Below are 15,810 nucleotides of genomic sequence, written 5' to 3'. Positions count from 1 at the left end.
GCTGCCTATTCGGCAGTGAACATGGCCGAATTTGTGAACGCATGCACGTCAGATTTCTAAGCTGCCTGTGCGGCAGTGAACAATCACTGGCTCAGGGGATTCTACAACCCTAATTTCTAAGCTGCCTAACCGGCAGTGAACACCACTGCCGCGCCGCAATGCTCCAGTTGTCCTTTCTAAGCTGCCTATACGGCAGTGAACATTAGAGGCTGGCGTTTAGAATCCGTTTAACGCGTTTCTAAGCTGCCTATGCGGCAGTGAACCAATCGGCAGTCAGTGGCAGCGGCACCAGTACTTTCTAAGCTGCCTATACGGCAGTGAACGGAGAAACCGAGCTGGCGCGGATATCGCGTAATTTCTAAGCTGCCTATACGGCAGTGAACTAGGGGTATCAGACAGACACCCTGTTATCACCTTTCTAAGCTGCCTATACGGCAGTGAACGTTCTGACGAACTAAACCGGCATGGTCTTCCATTTCTAAGCTGCCTATGCGGCAGTGAACGATAAACATCGGGCTATCACACAATGGGCATATTTCTAAGCAGCCTATGCGGCAGTGAACAATTCGGTGGTACAACGTTCCCTATTGGAAAATTTCTAAGCTGCCTATGCGGCAGTGAACAAGTCCCAGCTTGATATGGTTGCTCAGTCTCCTTTCTAAGCTGCCTTTGCGGCAGTGAACACTGTGGTCGAAACGTGGAGCGGTGACGTGCTTTTCTAAGCTGCCTGTGCGGCAGTGAACTATTTTGTCGCCTATCCACGTAAATACTGGCTTTTCTAAGCTGCCTGTGCGGCAGTGAACCATACATCCAACACTTAGCCTTTGTTAGAGCATTTCTAAGCTGCCTGTGCGGCAGTGAACCAGCCTGATTGATGACTGGTATGCAGCAGAGCTTTCTAAGCTGCCTGTGCGGCAGTGAACAGGTTGATATTTAGCCCCAGCATGTGGCGGGATTTCTAAGCTGCCTGTGCGGCAGTGAACATGCGACGAATCAGGCTCAGCGCGCAATTGATTTTTCTAAGCTGCCTGTGCGGCAGTGAACGTGTCGTAAATTCGTCGATTTCATTAATTGGCTTTCTAAGCTGCCTGTGCGGCAGTGAACTGTAGCCAGATCACTCTAACGGTTTGTTTTATTAGCAGCAATTGCCGTTTTCTCTGCAAAAACCCTTTTTTTCAGCTCATCTGTAACTCATTGATTGTTAAGCCTGTGAAATAGGCCAAATAAAAAGGGTCTGTGTTTGGGTAATATTTTTGCGGTCAGAATTTTTCATATACAACTGTGATAATCTGATTTTCGTTAGTTTTCTGAAGATTATATTTTTCTTATCAAATAATTAGCCTGCGATTTATTTCACTGGCGTCACAGCTATTATCGATTGCGGCAGAAAATACATTATGGATAACGCCTTTAGCCCTTCGGACTTAAAAACCATTCTGCATTCCAAACGCGCCAATGTTTATTATCTCCAGCATTGCCGCATTCTCGTTAACGGTGGACGTGTCGAATATGTGACGGAGGAAGGAAACCAGTCTCTGTACTGGAATATTCCCATCGCCAATACCAGCGTTGTTATGCTGGGGACCGGCACCTCCGTCACACAGGCAGCGATGCGGGAGTTCGCCAGAGCGGGCGTGATGATCGGTTTTTGTGGCGGCGGCGGTACTCCGCTGTTTGCAGCCAACGAGGCGGAAGTCGCGGTATCCTGGCTATCGCCACAGAGCGAATATCGGCCAACCGAGTATTTGCAGGATTGGGTCAGCTTTTGGTTCGATGATGAGAAAAGGCTGGCTGCCGCCATCGCTTTCCAACAGGTGCGAATAACACAAATTCGTCAGCACTGGCTGGGCTCGCGTCTGTCCCGCGAATCCCGCTTTACTTTTAAAGCCGACCATCTTCAGGCGCTTCTCGATCGCTATGAAAAAGGGCTAACCGACTGCCGCACCAGCAATGACGTGCTGGTGCAGGAAGCGATGATGACCAAAGCCCTGTACAAACTGGCCGCCAATGCCGTGAGCTATGGCGACTTTACCCGCGCCAAACGCGGCGGTGGCACCGATCTGGCTAACCGCTTTCTCGATCACGGTAATTATCTCGCTTATGGGCTGGCCGCCGTCTCGACATGGGTGCTGGGTCTGCCGCACGGGCTAGCCGTGTTGCATGGTAAAACTCGCCGTGGCGGGCTGGTATTCGACGTCGCCGATTTAATTAAGGACGCGCTCGTACTGCCGCAGGCGTTTATTGCTGCGATGGAAGGCGAAGATGAGCAAGAATTTCGTCAACGCTGCCTGACCGCATTCCAACAATCTGACGCGCTGGATATGATGATCGGCAGCTTGCAGGATGTCGCCAGCAAGCTAAGTCAGGTGGGGCGATGAACATTCTGCTGATTTCAGAATGCAATAAGCGCGCGCTAGTCGAAACCCGCCGGATACTGGATCAGTTTGCTGAGCGCAAGGGCGAACGCACGTGGCAAACCGCTATCACGCAGGAAGGGCTGAACACGCTACGCAAGCTGCTGCGCAAAACGGCGCGTCGCAATACGGCCGTCGCCTGTCACTGGGTTCGCAGTGCGAATCATACCGAGCTGCTGTGGATCGTCGGTAATTTACGGCGTTTTAATGCACAAGGGAGCGTGCCGACCAACACCACCAGCCGCGATATTCTGCGCTCGAAAGATGAAAACCCGTGGCACAGCGCCGAGGTGTTTAGCCTGCTGGCCGCTATTGCTGGGTTATTTCACGATGTCGGCAAGGCTAACGCGCTATTCCAGACGGGGTTGAGCGGTACAGGTCCACGCAGCCAACCGTATCGGCATGAATGGGTATCGCTGCGGCTGTTTCAGGCCTTCGTGGGGGAGCAAGACGATAAAGACTGGTTAACCGCGCTCAGCACGGCGACTCCAGAGGCAGAAACAACCCTGCTGGCAGCCTTACAGCGGGATAAGCAAACGCCCAGTAGCAGTCCATTTCGCACTTTGCCGCCGCTGGCGCAGGTTATCGCCTGGCTGATTGTTTCACACCATCGGCTGCCTGTGTTTAACAAATCGACAGAGCTTGCGCCCAACAGCAGTGAACCCCAGCTCGACTATGCAGAAACATGGTTAACCGACCATCTCTCGGCACAATGGAATGCACTCAATCATTGCAAGCTCGATGTCACGCCAGCCAATCTGGCACAGGTGTGGCAGTTTCCGCATGGCACACCGCTATGCAGCAGCGTCTGGCGTGAGAAGGCGCGCAAGTTTGCGGGTCGAGCGCTAAAACTCCCCTCATTCATGCATTTCGCTCAGTTAGATCAGCGGCTGACCGTGCATCTGGCGCGTCTCGCACTCATGCTGGCTGACCATCATTATTCAGCAGGCGCGGCAACGGTTGGCTGGCAGGATCCCGCTTATCCGGTTTGGGCTAACACCGATCGCAAAACGGGGGAATATAAACAGAGGCTGGATGAACACTGCGTCGGCGTCGGACAAAATGCTCTGCTGCTGGGGCGCAGTCTGCCGCATCTGCGCGATACGCTACCGGCAATTACTCGGCATAAGGGATTTCGTCAGCGCAGCGCACACCCGCGCTTTCGCTGGCAGGATTGCGCATTCGATCTCGCCTGTTCTATTCGCGAATCCAGCAAGCAGCATGGATTTTTCGGCGTCAACATGGCCTCGACAGGCCGGGGGAAAACCTTCGCTAACGCCCGAATTATGTATGGCTTGTCGGACGAAGCACTCGGCTGCCGCTTCTCTGTCGCGTTAGGGCTACGCACGCTGACGCTACAAACGGGTGATGCGCTACGGCAGCGCTTAAAGCTGGATGAAGACGACTTAGCGGTGCTGATTGGTTCACAGGCCGTGCAAGATCTCCATGAAATGCAGTTGGAAAATGAGACACGCCAACAAAACACAGCGCAGACGGGCAGTGAATCCGCTGACCCGCTGTTCTCTGAACATCAGTATGTTCGTTACGATGGTTCGCTGGACGATGGCAGGTTAAAGACGTGGCTGGAACGTAGCCCAACTCTGCATCAATTACTGAGTGCACCGGTGCTGATCACCACCATCGATCACCTGATGCCCGCCACAGAAAGTCTGCGCGGCGGCCACCAGATTGCCCCGATGCTACGGCTATTGACCTCAGATCTGGTACTCGATGAACCGGATGATTTTGGGCTGGAAGATCTTCCCGCGCTCTGCCGGCTGGTAAACTGGGCAGGCATGCTGGGATCGCGTGTTCTACTTTCCTCGGCCACGTTGCCACCCGCGTTAATTCGCGCGTTGTTCGGTGCCTATCTTGATGGACGTGCTGCCTGGCAACAGGCTTACGGCACACCGAATACACCCTTGAACGTGTGCTGCGGCTGGTTTGATGAATTTGATTGTCAGCATGAGCAGTACGGCGATGTGAAAGGCTTCATAACCAGGCACGATGCGTTCGTTCAGCAGCGGCTGAAGCATCTGACCAAAGAGGAACTCCCGCTCCGGCTGGCTTCCATTGTGCCCGTCAGCAGCCCCAGTAAAAATGCGGATGAGGTTCATCTGGCAGTCGCACAGGCGATCCACCCACTGCTGCGCGATTTACATTCACAGCATCACCAACAGCATAAGAGCGGAAAAACCGTCTCGCTGGGACTGGTCAGAATGGCAAACATCGACCCGCTGGTTGCCGTCGCCCGCCAGTTGCTTGCCATCCCCTCACCGCCGGATACCTGTATTCATTACTGCATTTATCACAGCCAACATCCGCTGGCGATGCGTTCCTATATTGAGCAGCGACTTGATGCAGCACTGATGCGTAACGACGCCGATGCACTATGGCAGGTCGATGAAATTCGTCAGGCGATAGAAAACGCGCCGCCGCAGCATCATATCTTTGTGGTGTTAGCGACCTCGGTCGCCGAAGTGGGTCGTGACCACGACTACGACTGGGCGATTGTCGAACCCAGTTCAATGCGTTCATTCATCCAACTCGCCGGACGCATATTGCGCCATCGTCAGGATGAACAGCATGTGCCTAAAACGCCGAATATCGCCCTGCTCAGCCACAATATCAAAGCGCTCAAAGATGAAGACGTCGCGTACTGTAAACCTGGGTTTGAGTCAAAAGACGAACGGCTGGATACGCACGACCTTCGTCAGCTATTGCAGGAGGAGGACTACCGTCATCTCAATGCCGCCCCGCGCATTGTACAACCGGCGGCCCTCACCAAACCGTTTTCACTGGTGGAGTTAGAACATGCTGTTTTAGGAAAAACGCTGCTTGGCCTCACAAATCAAAAGCTCGATGACCTGAAACGCCCGCCCGCCGCCTTCTGGTGGCGCGCACATCCGCACTGGAACGGTGAATTGCAGCGGCGCACGCCCTTTCGAAAATCCGACAGAGATGAACCGTATACCCTGTGGATCGCCGATGACGATGAAGATGCCGTTTTCATGATACCGGACGACGGCCCCAGCGGCTGGAAGCAAAGCGATGTGATCCGCCCCACGTCACTGCACATGGCAGAAGGCGTTTGTGCGTGGATCGATCCCGACTACCACGCCTTATACCAGCGGCTGGCGGACGAGAAACAGTGGGAACTCGAACGGGTTAGCGCCCGCTTCGGCGAAATCCGCCTGCGGGAAGACGAGGAAAAAGACTGGCTCTGGCACCCGCTACTGGGAGTGTTTGGCGCACTCAATTGAGTGCGCCGCTACCTGTACGGCAGTTTTACTTAGAGCATCTATTTCTAAGCTACCAATGCGGTAGTGATTTCATTCTATACGGAGTGCTATACAAAGACCAGAAAACCAAAAAATTTTAGAGTATCTAGGTTGTATGCATGAGAATTTCCATTTATGATGCTTTCATAGTGCAGGCTTTAAGCAGGTCACAGCATATGAAACGATTAAACGTTATTGGATTAGCAGCGTTATTGGTCGCCATTTTGATTGTCATCCTTTGTATGAAACCCATGACCATGCATATCAATAACCAAGCAGACAGTTCAGCAAAGGGACAGCAATTTTCCATTTTTTCTATCACAATCAACCGAAACTAGAAGAAAGTTCATGTAAAAGGCTAATAATAAAGGATTAACTATGAGTGGTGAGAAATTGAAAACGTTCATACTCTCCTACATCAGCACGCGAAAGCAGGCCAAACTGGATGCGTTCGATAAAGAAGCGGAGAAGAAACGCGCGGTGCTCAGCGGTGAAGCCTTAGCCGCAGAGGAATTGGAGCTGGCCGAGAAGCGGCGAGAGATTGAGCAAAAACACGAGGTTCGCGCGTGGTTAACCGATGCCGCCAGCCGCGCCGGACAAATCAGTCTGGTCACCCACGCGTTGAAATTTACCCACAGCGATGCCAAAGGCACCAGCGTCTTTAGCACCGGAACGGTAACGGAGGCTAAAACGCTTTCGACCGCAACACTGGCACAACCCGCTATCGATGCCGTGGGAAACGCCGCCGCCCTTGATGTCGCCAAACTGCTCCAGACTGAACACGACGGGGATTCGCTGGTCGCGGCCCTACAGCGTGGCGATCACCATGCATTAGAAAAACTGGCAGAAAACCCGGAACAGCTCGCACAGTGGCTGGTGGGGTTTCAGCAGGTCTTCACCGATCGCCAACCCAGCTCACATAAGCTAGCCAAACAGGTCTATTTCCCACTAAAAAACGGTGAATACCATCTGTTAAGCCCGCTTTACTCCTCTTCACTCGCGCAGGCGCTCCACCAGCGGATTAACACCGTGCGCTTTGGTGAGGAAGCCAAAGCGATTCGTCAGGCGCAAAAAGCGAATCAGTGGCACGCCCAACTCTCCATCAGCTACCCCTATCTGGCAGTACAGAATATGGGCGGTACCAAGCCACAAAATATTTCCTCACTCAATAGCAGCCGCAGCGGCCGTTCCTATTTGCTTAACTGCGCACCACCACAGTGGAACAGCATTGAAAAACCACCGCAGCAGCATGACTCTATTTTCCGTCCACGCGGCGAGGTGGACTACCACACCCGAGCGACCTTAGCGCAGATGCAGCGCTTTCTGCTTAGCGTCAAAGAGGTGGAAAACAATCGCGACATTCGTCAACAGCGCCTGCGTTATCTCGACCAGTTGATCGATCAGCTCTTCTTTTATGTCTCCAGCGTGCAAAACCTACCCTCCGGCTGGAGCGCAGAATCTGAACTGAAACGCGCCCAGCAGCTGTGGCTCGATCCCTATCGTGCAGAAACGGATACGGTTTTCCGCCGCGAGCGTGAAGCAGGAGACTGGCAAAAGGCAGTGGCCTACGATTTTGGCCGCTGGCTGAACCGTCAGCTCAAACATGAAGAGTTGATCTTCGGCGAAGTCGAACGCCGCGAATGGTCTACCGCTGCGCTGTTCAAACGCCGGATGCGTGAAATGGAAAGCACACTGAAAGAGGATCTGGCATGAGCACATTACTTATCCTGCGGCGTATCAAAGTCGAAAATGCCAACGCCATTGCCGGGTTGACCTATGGCTTCCCCGCTATTACGCACTTTCTCGGCTTTACCCATGCGCTGTCACGCAAGTTACAAACCAGCCACGGACTAACGCTGGACGGTTGCGGCGTGGTGAGCCATCAACATCAGCTACACGCCTACGGTTCTAGCTGGGAACGGAGTTTCGCCCTGACCCGCAGTCCATTGACCAAAGAAGCGAAAACCGCTGCTTTCAATGAAGAAGGCCGCATGCATATGACCGTCTCGCTGTTAATCCGCTGCGAGGGCCAGATCCCGGCGGATACCACGGCATTGTGTGATTTCCTCACCCAGCAGGCACAGTGCCAGCGACTGGCGGGCGGCACGATTGTTGATATCGAACGCGTCACCATCCAGTCATTACCCAGCGACGAAGCGGAAACCCGTACAGTTATGCGCCGTTTGTTACCTGGCTTTGTACTAAAAGATCGCACATCGCTGCTGCATGACCATTTCCAGACGCTACAGCAGGACAATCCGCAAGCGGAACTGATTGATGCCTGGCTGGATTTCGCCGCGTTAAAAATGCGGGCAGAGCGCGATCCCAACGGGAGCAATGTACAGTGGCAGTACCAGCCCAAACCCGGTGGCGGCGGCTTTCTGATCCCGTTAATGATCGGCTACCGCGCTATTTCGCCGCTTTATGCCCCCGGTGAAGTCGATAAAACCCGCGATCCGCACACGCCATTCTGTTTTGCCGAAGCCGCCTACGGCATCGGGGAATGGCAAGGCGCGCACCGCATCAGTGATATCCGCCAGATACTCTGGGAGTACGACTATCAGAACGGCGATTATCACTGCCGCCAATTAGCAGACACCCATTCAGCAGCAGAAGACATTTCCTACGAATTCGATGACTAAAAAGGACGACATCATGGCAAAAGCATCAACAAGTTTAAAAACCGCATCGGTACTGGCTTTTGAACGCAAGCTGGCGAATTCGGACGCAGTAATGTACGCAGGCAACTGGGCGCAGCAGGATAACTGGACGCCTATTGCCATTCAGGAAAAATCGGTGCGCGGGACGATCTCCAACCGCCTGAAAAATGCCCTTACCAGCGACCCCGCCAAGCTGGATGCAGAAATCCAGAAAGCCAACCTGCAAACCGTAGACGTCGCCGCCCTTCCCTTCGGAGCCGATACCCTGAAAGTCGTGTTTACCCTGCGGGTGCTCGGTAATCTGGCGCAGCCCTCGGTCTGTAACGATCAGGATTATCAAACCGCGCTGGGTAACATCATCACCGGATACGCTCAGGATCAGGGTTTTGGCACACTGGCGGCACGCTATGCGGAAAATATCGCGAACGGCCGTTTTCTGTGGCGCAACCGCGTCGGCGCGGAAGCCATTCGCGTGGTCGTTACCACAGGCGAACTGCGTTGGGAATTTAACGGCGAAGACTATTCGCTGCGGGCGTTCAGCCAACCAACGGGTGACCTTGCAGCACTGGCGCAAGCCATTGAGCAAGGGCTGGCGGGTGACTCATCAGTGCTTTTTACCGTGGAAGCCTACGTGCAGCTCGGTAACGGGCAGGAAGTCTTCCCGTCTCAGGAACTGGTGCTCGATGAAAAAGCGCGTAACGGCAAGAGCAAGATTCTCTATCAGGTGAACGATGTCGCGGCCATCCACTCGCAGAAAATCGGTAACGCGCTACGCACCGTTGATGACTGGTATCCGGCGGCGGATGAAGCGGGCCCGATTGCCGTCGAACCCTACGGTTCCGTCACCAGCCGGGGTAAAGCCTACCGCCAGCCCAAGGAGAAGATGGATTTTTACACGCTGTTGGATAACTGGGTGATTAAAGGGGATGTTCCTGCACCGGAGCAGCAGCATTACGTGATTGCCACGCTGATTCGCGGCGGCGTGTTCGGTGAAAAAGGCGAATAAGGTGGCAGTATGGATCACTACATTGATATTCGCGTCCAGCCCGATCCTGAGTTCACGGCCTCACAGCTCTTGAACGCGCTGTTTGCCAAACTGCACCGAGCACTCGGACAGGTGGCGGATGGCAAGATTGGGATCAGCTTTCCCCAAGTGGGTAAAACGCTGGGGGAATGCCTGCGGCTGCACGGTACAAAAGAGGCGCTCTCTACACTGGAGCAAACGGCCTGGCTGAAAGGATTACGGGATTACACATTGGTTTCTGAGTGCAAAACCGTACCCAACGGCGTGAAATTTCGCACCGTGCGCCGCGTTCAGCTCAAGAGCAGCGCAGAACGGCTGCGTCGACGCTCGGTGAACAAAGGCTGGTTAACGGAAGCAGAAGCCGCAGCACGAATTCCCGATGCCGTAGAAAAACGCAGCGCCCTGCCGTTTGTGCAAATTAAGAGCTTGTCCAACGGTCAGATGTTCTTCGTGTTTGTGGAACATGGCCCGCTACAGGATGCACCTATCGCCGGACGCTTTTCCTCCTACGGCCTAAGTGCAGAAGCCACCGTTCCTTGGTTCTGACCCTTTTTTGGCGACCAACTGCAAGCTATTGATTTTTAATTGCGGTTGGTCGCCCTAATAAAAAAGGGGTTTTCGCGATAAAATGAGTATTCTCTTTAACAATCTGGTGGTTAGCGTAAAAAAGGAACAGTTCACTGCCGTATAGGCAGCTTAGAAAGGCGATTCGAATATTCACCTGTATGACCTGAGGTTCACTGCCGTATAGGCAGCTTAGAAAATTATACAGTAATATTGTTTTTCTTTCTTTTTGTTCACTGCCGTATAGGCAGCTTAGAAACAGCCGGAACCTACTAATACGCCGGACGCTATGTTCACTGCCGTATAGGCAGCTTAGAAACGTTGCCGTCTGGTGCCACAAACATATCGGCAGTTCACTGCCGTATAGGCAGCTTAGAAAAGCGTGCGCGCCAGTAGCTGGCAAGCTCTGACGTTCACTGCCGTATAGGCAGCTTAGAAATACGGGACGGCCAGCAGTCGCCGCGACGGGATGTTCACTGCCGTATAGGCAGCTTAGAAAGCACGATTGCCAACAAATTGCATACCTTTGTTGTTAACTGCCGTATAGGCAGCTTAGAAATGTAGTGCCCTATGCCATGCTCTGCGATTTCTGTTCACTGCCGTATAGGCAGCTTAGAAAAGAACCGCAGACGCATACCCACGTTCCCGCGTGTTCACTGCCGTATAGGCAGCTTAGAAAATGCGCACGGCCAGCAGCACACCGCGTAATATGTTCACTGCCGCATAGGCAGCTTAGAAACACTGAGTTGTGCCAAGGACAACGACGCATCGGTTCACTGCCGTACAGGCAGCTCGGTGCTTATCGAAATGCGTCACTGGTGCGACGCATTTTAGAGGCTATTCCCCGTTGAGGGTGACCACCAGCGAGCGGCTGCCGCCGTGGTTGCGGTGCTCGCACAGGTAGATACCCTGCCAGGTGCCGATGTTCAGGCGTCCGTTGGTGATGGGAATCGTTAGACTGTTGCCCAGCAGACTACCTTTTAGGTGCGCGGGCATGTCGTCGCTACCTTCATAGGTATGGCGGTAATACGGTTCATCCTCCGGCACTAAGCGATTAAAAAAGCTCTCGAAATCCTGCCGCACCGTGGGGTCGGCATTCTCGTTAATCGTTAGCGCCGCCGAGGTGTGTTTGATGAACACCTGCATCAACCCGACGTTTATCTGGCGCAGTGCAGTAACCTGCGCCAGTATTTCGTCAGTCACCAGATGGAAGCCTCTGGCTTTCGGCTTCAGGCGGATTTCATATTGCATCCACATCGCCATCTCCCTGCTATCAGGCTTCGCGCGCCAGAATAGGTCGCAGGAAGCGTGCAGTGTGGGACTGTTCGCACTCCGCCACCGTTTCCGGCGTGCCGGAGACCAAAATTTCTCCGCCACCGCTGCCGCCTTCTGGCCCTAAATCGACAATCCAGTCAGCCGTCTTAATCACGTCCAGATTGTGCTCAATCACCACGATGGTATTGCCCTGATCGCGCAGCTGATGCAGAACGGTAAGAAGCTGCTGAATATCGGCAAAGTGCAGGCCGGTAGTAGGTTCGTCGAGAATATACAGCGTCTGCCCAGTTCCGCGTTTTGACAGCTCGCGCGACAGTTTCACACGCTGCGCTTCCCCACCGGACAGCGTGGTGGCCGACTGCCCAAGGCGAATGTAGGACAGGCCGACATCGATCAGCGTTTGCAGCTTCCGTGCCAGCGCCGGAATGGCATCAAAGAACCCTCGCGCTTCTTCGATGGTCATATCCAGCACTTCATGAATGCCTTTGCCTTTGTATTGAATTTCCAGCGTTTCGCGGTTGTAGCGCTTGCCTTTGCACTGGTCGCACGGCACATAAACATCGGGCAGGAAGTGCATTTCGACCTTAATCACGCCGTCGCCCTGACAGGCTTCGCAGCGTCCACCGCGCACGTTAAAGCTGAAACGGCCAGGGTTGTAACCACGGGTACGCGCTTCCGGCACGCCAGCAAACAGCTCACGAATCGGTGTGAAAATGCCGGTATAGGTTGCCGGATTGGATCGCGGCGTACGGCCAATCGGGCTTTGATCGATATCGATCACCTTATCGAAATGCTCCAGCCCCTGAATTTCACGGTGAGCGGCAGGTTCCGCCAGCGTCGCACCGTTCAACTGACGCTGCGCCAGCGGGAATAAGGTATCGTTGATGAGGGTGGATTTACCCGATCCCGACACGCCGGTGATGCAGGTAAACAGTCCAACCGGCAGCGTCAGCGTGACGTCTTTCAGGTTATTGCCCTTCGCGCCAATCAGCTTCAGCACTTTGGTCGGATCCGCAGGCACGCGCTGTTTCGGGATTTCGATCTTGCGTTTACCGCTGAGGAACTGCCCCGTCAGCGAATCCGGCACCGCCATGATCTCTTCCATCGTGCCTTCTGCGACAATCTGGCCGCCGTGCACGCCCGCACCGGGACCGATATCAATCACATGGTCGGCGGCACGAATCGCATCTTCATCATGTTCCACCACAATGACGGTATTGCCCAGATTACGCAGGTGAATCAGGGTTTCCAGCAGGCGTTCGTTGTCACGCTGATGCAGGCCGATGGACGGCTCATCCAGTACGTACATGACGCCAACCAATCCAGCACCGATCTGGCTCGCCAGACGAATACGCTGTGCCTCGCCGCCGGACAGCGTTTCTGCCGAACGGGAGAGCGACAAGTAGTTCAGCCCGACGTTCACCAGAAACTTCAGTCGATCGCCAATCTCTTTCAGCACTTTCTCGGCGATTTGGGCGCGTTGCCCGCTGAGCTTCATATTCTGGAAAAACGTCATCGCATGGCCGATGCTCATATCGGAAATCTGCGGCAATGTCGTCTGTTCAACAAACACGTTACGCGCTTCTTCACGCAGGCGCGTTCCGCCGCAGCTGGCGCAGGAACGGTTGCTGATGAATTTCGCCAGCTCTTCGCGCACCGCCGTGGATTCCGTTTCTTTATAGCGGCGCTCCATGTTGTGCAGCACGCCTTCAAACGGATGACGACGCACCGAGGTGTCGCCGCGATCGTTGATATATTTGAATTCGACGTTCTCTTTACCGGAGCCGTACAGAATCACTTTCTGCACCGCGGCACTCAGGCTTTCAAATGGGGCATCGACGTCAAATTTGTAGTGCTCCGCCAGTGAGCGCAGCATTTGGAAATAGTAGAAATTGCGGCGATCCCAGCCGCGAATCGCCCCCCCCGCCAGCGACAGCTCGGCATTTTGCACCACGCGGGACGGATCGAAGAACTGTTGCACACCCAGACCATCACAGCTTGGGCACGCGCCCGCTGGGTTGTTGAACGAGAACATACGCGGTTCCAGTTCGTGCATGCTGTAGCCACACACCGGACAGGCAAAGTTCGCCGAGAACAGCAGTTCTGGCTGAGTCGGGTCGTCCATATCCGCCACCACCACACTACCGCCGGACAGATCCAGCGCGGTTTCAAACGACTCTGCCAGCCGCTGCGCCAAATCTTCGCGCACTTTAAACCGGTCAACGACGACTTCAATGGTGTGTTTTTTCTGTAATTCCAGCTTCGGCGGATCGGACAGATCGCACACTTCGCCGTCGATACGGGCGCGGATATAGCCCTGTGAGGCCAGGTTTTCCAGCGTCTTGCTGTGTTCGCCTTTGCGATCTTTCACAATCGGTGCCAGCAGCATCAGGCGCTTACCTTCCGGCTGCGCCAGCACGTTGTCCACCATCTGGCTGACCGTCTGCGCATCCAGCGGCACATCGTGCTCCGGGCAGCGCGGCTCACCCACGCGAGCAAACAGCAAACGCAGGTAGTCATGAATTTCGGTAATCGTCCCGACCGTGGAACGCGGGTTATGCGAGGTAGATTTCTGTTCGATGGAGATGGCGGGCGACAGCCCTTCTATATGATCGACGTCCGGTTTTTCCATCAGCGACAAAAACTGACGAGCGTAGGCGGAGAGAGATTCCACATAGCGCCGCTGCCCTTCGGCATACAGCGTGTCAAACGCCAGCGATGACTTACCCGAGCCCGACAAACCGGTGATTACGATCAGCTTGTCACGAGGGATTATCAGGTTGATATTCTTGAGATTATGGGTACGAGCACCACGAACTTCGATCTTATCCATTCACACACTTCCCGGAATAAAAACGGTTTGTCATCGCCTCTCGAAGGGAGAGAACCGGTACGAAACGAGCAATTATGGCACAAAAAAAACTGAATGGATATCCAGTATTAAACCCGTTTACTTTGCAAACGCTGCAAATCTTACTTTCATTTCTGAAGCCATTTCGCAGGTATGACAGAGAGTTTTCCCATGGTAAGATTGATCGTTTAGACTTAGAAAATAAATCTACCGATTCATCAGGAGACGAGCATGGCCAGCAGAGGCGTTAATAAAGTGATTCTTGTCGGGAATCTGGGTCAAGACCCGGAAGTCCGCTATATGCCGAATGGTGGTGCAGTTGCCAACATCACGCTGGCTACGTCGGAAAGCTGGCGTGACAAGCAAACCGGTGAGCAGAAAGAGAAGACCGAATGGCACCGTGTCGTGCTGTTCGGCAAACTGGCAGAAGTCGCGGGCGAATACCTGCGCAAAGGCTCTCAGGTTTACATCGAAGGCGCACTGCAAACCCGTAAATGGGCCGATCAGGCTGGCGTAGAGCGCTACACCACCGAAGTCGTCGTTAACGTCGGCGGCACCATGCAGATGCTGGGTGGACGCCAGGGCGGCGGCGCACCAGCAGGCGGTAACGCAGGTGGCGGTCAGCAACAAGGCGGTTGGGGTCAACCTCAGCAGCCGCAGGGCGGTAACCAGTTCAGTGGCGGCGCGCAATCTCAACAGCGCCCTGCACAGAACAGCGCTCCAGCACAAAGCAACGAACCGCCAATGGATTTCGACGACGACATTCCGTTCTAAGTTGAACGCAGACTTGATTGTTTAGAAACCCTCGATAAGACCCCGAACGTTCGGGGTTTTTTTACGATGTTAAACGCGAATAGAGAAACAAGGGACGGCAATTCAGGCCACAAACCGCACATTTGTGGAAATGATAAACCCTATCAACCACAGCGCTATTGGTTCGACTTGGGCATCGGCCGCCAATCCACCTTTATGGGATACGCTTTGAAGTTATAGTCGATACCGTACGAGTGCTGCCTGCCAGCAAGGCTGCATTTACCGAAGAAAGAATATTCCCCGTTGTATCGCTCTGGAGGTGTCGAAATCACGATTTTTCCGCAGCAGTCTGGATAAATACACGCCGTCGTGTGGGTAAATACAATATAGCAAGCCTCGGTTCTGCTAAATAACCTATCGGCATAAAGCTGTTTACATTCCCCTTTATTCGGTGCTCCAGAGACCAAAATACGGAGATTGTCATAATATCCCACCACCACCACGCCAAATATCACCCCGAATGCGGCGACATACGCCCACAGCGGCAAGTTGATCGCAGGATGAATCTGCATAAAATCCGCGACAAGACTTAATCCCGGTAATAAACAAACAGCCACAAAGCTGACGATGAACTTACCCTGTTCCGCACGTGATATTTCCTTATAGACACGCACCGTATTTTCACCCGCCAGATTGGTGTATTGCCCGTGGTGATGATTAATGTGGACGACACCGGATTCATTGTTGATAACCGTTTGATGTTCGCCAGTGTTTCTCTGTTCAATATCCATCGCTCCCTCCTTAGATACAAAAAACCAGCACGATAAGAGATTTGAGCACAGCATAAGTGAACCTGCCACTTTAGCCTACTTCATCCACAGCCTATGTCAGTTTAGATCGTAACGAATTGGTCTGGTTCTCTCTCAATAAATGGAGGGGCATATCCATCTATTTGATTGCTATTTTATTCCTATAAATATCAGCCTGA

The 15,810-nt window shown here is 53.6% G+C and carries 10 protein-coding genes and 1 CRISPR repeat array; of the genes, 7 read left to right on the top strand and 3 right to left on the bottom strand.

Translation table 11 applies throughout. The features are described 5' to 3' along the window. The first annotated feature begins 1,397 nt into the window (after positions 1-1,397). The 6 genes from cas1f to cas6f all read left to right on the top strand — a co-directional run bounded on the left by cas1f (position 1,398) and on the right by cas6f (position 9,925). A complete protein-coding gene (gene cas1f, locus ACIPUG_RS07685; RefSeq protein WP_400338054.1) occupies positions 1,398-2,378 on the top strand; it encodes a type I-F CRISPR-associated endonuclease Cas1f in 981 nt (326 codons plus the stop codon). After that, positions 2,375-5,677 carry a type I-F CRISPR-associated helicase Cas3f gene (gene cas3f / locus ACIPUG_RS07680; RefSeq protein ID WP_400338053.1) on the top strand — a complete coding sequence of 1,101 codons (3,303 nt, stop codon included), beginning with the start codon at positions 2,375-2,377 and terminating at the stop codon, positions 5,675-5,677. Before cas1f ends, cas3f begins: the two co-directional genes overlap by 4 nt. 396 nt (positions 5,678-6,073) lie before the next feature. Then, positions 6,074-7,408, top strand: coding sequence for a type I-F CRISPR-associated protein Csy1 (csy1, locus tag ACIPUG_RS07675; RefSeq protein ID WP_400338051.1), 1,335 nt, complete (start codon positions 6,074-6,076; stop codon positions 7,406-7,408). Next, positions 7,405-8,337 carry a type I-F CRISPR-associated protein Csy2 gene (csy2, locus tag ACIPUG_RS07670; RefSeq protein ID WP_400338049.1) on the top strand — a complete coding sequence of 311 codons (933 nt, stop codon included), beginning with the start codon at positions 7,405-7,407 and terminating at the stop codon, positions 8,335-8,337. The genes csy1 and csy2 overlap by 4 nt, the downstream gene beginning before the upstream one ends. A gap of 13 nt (positions 8,338-8,350) precedes the next feature. Further along, positions 8,351-9,361, top strand: coding sequence for a type I-F CRISPR-associated protein Csy3 (gene csy3 / locus ACIPUG_RS07665; protein WP_400338048.1), 1,011 nt, complete (start codon positions 8,351-8,353; stop codon positions 9,359-9,361). Between the two features lie 9 nt (positions 9,362-9,370). Next, the gene (cas6f, locus tag ACIPUG_RS07660) at positions 9,371-9,925 is read left to right on the top strand and encodes a type I-F CRISPR-associated endoribonuclease Cas6/Csy4 (protein WP_400338046.1); all 555 of its coding nucleotides are present in this window, start codon (positions 9,371-9,373) and stop codon (positions 9,923-9,925) included. A 129-nt stretch (positions 9,926-10,054) separates the two neighbouring features. Then, positions 10,055-10,742: direct repeats of the CRISPR family, unit length 28 nt; unit sequence GTTCACTGCCGTATAGGCAGCTTAGAAA. Positions 10,743-10,780: 38 nt separating this feature from the next. On the opposite strand, the gene ACIPUG_RS07655 is transcribed toward cas6f, so the two are convergent. After that, the gene (locus tag ACIPUG_RS07655; RefSeq protein WP_039521522.1) at positions 10,781-11,200 is read right to left on the bottom strand and encodes a secondary thiamine-phosphate synthase enzyme YjbQ; all 420 of its coding nucleotides are present in this window, start codon (positions 11,198-11,200) and stop codon (positions 10,781-10,783) included. 16 nt (positions 11,201-11,216) lie between these two features. Next, a complete protein-coding gene (gene uvrA / locus ACIPUG_RS07650) occupies positions 11,217-14,051 on the bottom strand; it encodes an excinuclease ABC subunit UvrA (RefSeq protein ID WP_014916582.1) in 2,835 nt (944 codons plus the stop codon). A 249-nt stretch (positions 14,052-14,300) separates the two neighbouring features. Here uvrA and ssb1 point away from each other — a divergent pair, with 249 nt between their 5' ends. Next, positions 14,301-14,843 carry a single-stranded DNA-binding protein SSB1 gene (ssb1, locus tag ACIPUG_RS07645; RefSeq protein WP_039283288.1) on the top strand — a complete coding sequence of 181 codons (543 nt, stop codon included), beginning with the start codon at positions 14,301-14,303 and terminating at the stop codon, positions 14,841-14,843. Positions 14,844-14,998: 155 nt separating this feature from the next. Here the strand turns inward: ssb1 and ACIPUG_RS07640 are convergent, their stop codons facing one another. Then, entirely contained in the window at positions 14,999-15,613 is a 615-nt protein-coding gene (locus tag ACIPUG_RS07640; RefSeq protein ID WP_094370078.1) for a hypothetical protein, read from the bottom strand. Positions 15,614-15,810: the final 197 nt, after the last annotated feature.

Origin of the sequence: Pectobacterium sp. CHL-2024, assembly GCF_044751765.1 — a bacterium.
Lineage (GTDB): Bacteria > Pseudomonadota > Gammaproteobacteria > Enterobacterales > Enterobacteriaceae > Pectobacterium > Pectobacterium brasiliense.
Note: the sequence above shows the minus strand (reverse complement) of the source record. Positions and strands in the feature narration are given on the sequence as shown.